Annotated in this window: 1 rRNA gene; it reads right to left on the bottom strand. The window is 55.5% G+C overall.

The annotated features are described in order from the left end of the window. Window positions 1–81: 81 nt before the first annotated feature. Window positions 82–1,248: ribosomal RNA gene (locus tag ACZ6ZD_RS37100) — 23S ribosomal RNA — on the bottom strand; the annotation flags it as partial.

Genomic DNA, 1,248 nt, shown 5'->3' with positions numbered 1-1,248 from the left:
TCCTGTTCATATTCTCTGAACCGTACAGTGAACGCGAGTTACTTCGTAGCGCAGTCAGGTCTGTTGCCAACAATGTTGGTATGAGACAAGCCCTCGGCCTATTAGTACCAGTCAGCTCCACACATTACTGTGCTTCCACCTCTGGCCTATCAACCCAGTGGTCTACTGGGGGCCTTACCCGGTTAACCCGGTGGGAGACCTCATCTTGAAGCGTGCTTCCCGCTTAGATGCTTTCAGCGGTTATCACTCCCGAACGTAGCCAACCAGCCGTGCTCCTGGCGGAACAACTGGCACACCAGAGGTTCGTCCACCCCGGTCCTCTCGTACTAGGGGCAGCCCTTCTCAAGTCTCCTGCGCGCGCAGCGGATAGGGACCGAACTGTCTCACGACGTTCTAAACCCAGCTCGCGTGCCGCTTTAATGGGCGAACAGCCCAACCCTTGGGACCTACTCCAGCCCCAGGATGCGACGAGCCGACATCGAGGTGCCAAACCATCCCGTCGATATGGACTCTTGGGGAAGATCAGCCTGTTATCCCCGGGGTACCTTTTATCCGTTGAGCGACGGTGCTCCCACATGCCACCGCCGGATCACTAGTTCCGACTTTCGTCCCTGCTCGACATGTCTGTCTCACAGTCAAGCTCCCTTGTGCACTTACACTCGACACCTGATTGCCAACCAGGCTGAGGGAACCTTTGAGCGCCTCCGTTACCTTTTAGGAGGCGACCGCCCCAGTCAAACTACCCACCAGGCACTGTCCCTGATCCGGATAACGGACCAAAGTTAGACAGCCAGAACAACCAGAGTGGTATTTCAACGATGACTCCACCCGAACTGGCGTCCGAGCTTCACAGTCTCCCACCTATCCTACACAAGTTGTACCGACCACCAATACCAAGTTGTAGTAAAGGTCCCGGGGTCTTTCCGTCCTGCTGCGCGTAACGAGCATCTTTACTCGTAATGCAATTTCGCCGAGTCCACGGTTGAGACAGCGCCCAAGTCGTTACGCCATTCGTGCAGGTCGGAACTTACCCGACAAGGAATTTCGCTACCTTAGGATGGTTATAGTTACCACCGCCGTTTACTGGCGCTTAAGTTCAAAGCTTCGCCGGCCGAAACCAGCTAACCTGTCCCCTTAACGTTCCAGCACCGGGCAGGCGTCAGTCCGTATACATCGAATTACTTCTTCGCACGGACCTGTGTTTTTAGTAAACAGTCGCTTGGGCCTGGTCTCTGCGGCCATCACCGC

This window comes from Kribbella sp. NPDC104218, assembly GCF_055584105.1.
This window is presented reverse-complemented; position numbering and strand designations above follow the sequence as displayed.